Consider the following 1,979-nt stretch of genomic DNA (forward strand, 5'->3'; position numbering starts at 1 on the left):
GGCCCTCTGCATTATCGCTCCGCAACGCTATTGCTCTGCAACGCCGACGCGACCAACGTTTGGGGTGTGGGTGTAGTGTCCTGGTTTAAATCGAAATGACCATAGACCCAGTTTTCCGGTAAGCTCATTTGCTAACCCGCTCTCTAGCCTGGGGGTGAGGGGTCATCCTGCGCCCAGCACCTGAATCAGGAGTGCCTTTTGCACATGTAGGCGATTTTCCGCCTGATCCCACACGCGGGACTGGGATCCCTCCAATACTTCAGTGGTGATTTCCTCTTCCCGGTGGGCCGGCAGGCAGTGCAGCACAATGGCTTCCGGATCTGCCTGTTGCATCAGCTCGGCATTGACCTGGTAGGGCAGAAAGGTGGCCTTGCGGGCCTCGGCCTCAGCTTCTTGACCCATGCTGGCCCACACGTCGGTATAGACCACCTGGGATCCAGAGACGGCTTCCTGGGGATCCTGCAGCACCAACACCTGGGATCCCTGGGCCAGAGTGCGGGCTTGCTCCACCACTGCCGCATCCGGCTCGTAACCGGGGGGGGTGGCGACGCGGATGTGGATCCCGCTCATGGCACAACCCAACAGCAGGGAGTGGGCAACGTTATTGCCATCGCCGCAATAGGCCAGGGTCAGGCCCGCCAGTTGGCCAAAGTTCTCCTGAATGGTGAGCAGATCGGCCAACACCTGACAGGGGTGAAACTGATCGGTGAGGGCGTTGATCACCGGAATATCGGCATACTCGGCAAAGGTTTCCAGTTCCTTCTGGTGGTAGGTGCGAATGGCGATCACATCCAGGTAGCGGGAGAGGACGCGGGCCGTATCCTGCAGGGGCTCGCCGCGGCTCACCTGCATCACTGTCGGCACCAGATCGAGGGTGCTGCCCCCGCATTGGGCCATGGCTGCCGTAAAACTGGCGCGGGTGCGGGTAGAAGCCTTCTGAAACAACAGCCCCAACACCCGACCCCGCAGCTCCACCCGATAGGGATCCCGCTTTAACTCAGCCGCCTGGGCTAGCAGGGCCGACAGCTCCGCCGGGGTTAGGTCGCTGAGCTTGAGCAGATCCCGTCCGACCAAGTTTATGGATCCCGCGATCTTCGACCCCGCCATTGTGCTACGCGCCACCTACAGAAACAATAAAAGCATCCCCAGCCCGGCGCTGGTCAACACTCCTCGAATAACTCGAATGAGAAGAGTCTTAATAGTCTTAAATAGCTTGGGCCTCGGCTTAACCCCAGTCTCAGGAGTGCCAGATCTGAGACCCATCAAAACCGCCCCCAACACCGGCTAACGTGAAGAAGAACGAATGACCTCCTGGGCCTGCTGCCGACGGGCAGAGATCTGAGCCTGCAGAGCCTGGATGGCAGCAGCATACTGTGGGTCGGCTGGGGTGGCCACCAATTCTCGGTTCTGGCTGAGCCGCTTCAGATCTTCCTCGGACAATTCCACCAAAATGTCGGGGGTAATACCCTTGTGGTCGATGTCGTTACCGTTGGGAGTGCGATAACGGGCAATGGTTACCGCCAGCCCAGAGCCATCGGACAGGGGATGCACCGACTGCACCAGGCCCTTGCCGAAAGTTTGCGTGCCGACGATCACGGCGCGCCGGTTATCCTGCAGAGCCCCCGACAGAATCTCGCTGGCGCTGGCCGAGCCACCATCCACCAAAACGGCCAAAGGTTTATCGGTAAGGGCCGTGTTGTTGGCCGTCAGGCGATCCTGCTCCCCTTGGCGGTTCACCGTCGAGACAATGCTGCCCCGGTTAATCCACATGCGGGCAATCTCGGCGCTGGAGTAGAGCAGGCCCCCTGGGTTGGCGCGCAAATCCAGAACGTAGGCGGCTACCCCTTGTTTTTCCAGCTCGCGAATGGCTTGGCGCACCTTCTCGGCGGCGTTGCCGGAAAACTGGGTAATCCGGATATAGCCAATGGGCAGGCCGTTTTCCTCGTGAACCTCGTAGCGCACGGTGGCCAGCTCAATTC

2 protein-coding genes are annotated in these 1,979 nt (G+C 60.1%); both read right to left on the reverse strand.

Features of this window, described 5'->3' with window-relative positions; all coding sequences use genetic code 11:
- Positions 1-162: 162 nt before the first annotated feature.
- The gene (gene argF / locus NW856_RS09715) at positions 163-1,080 is read right to left on the reverse strand and encodes an ornithine carbamoyltransferase (protein ID WP_414357622.1); all 918 of its coding nucleotides are present in this window, start codon (positions 1,078-1,080) and stop codon (positions 163-165) included.
- A gap of 204 nt (positions 1,081-1,284) precedes the next feature.
- On the reverse strand, positions 1,285-1,979 hold a 695-nt coding region (locus NW856_RS09720), incomplete at its 5' end, for a S41 family peptidase (protein ID WP_414400006.1).

It is taken from the genome of Synechococcus sp. R3-13, from assembly GCF_047462195.1.
In the GTDB taxonomy this organism is placed as follows: Bacteria; Cyanobacteriota; Cyanobacteriia; order Thermostichales; family Thermostichaceae; genus Thermostichus.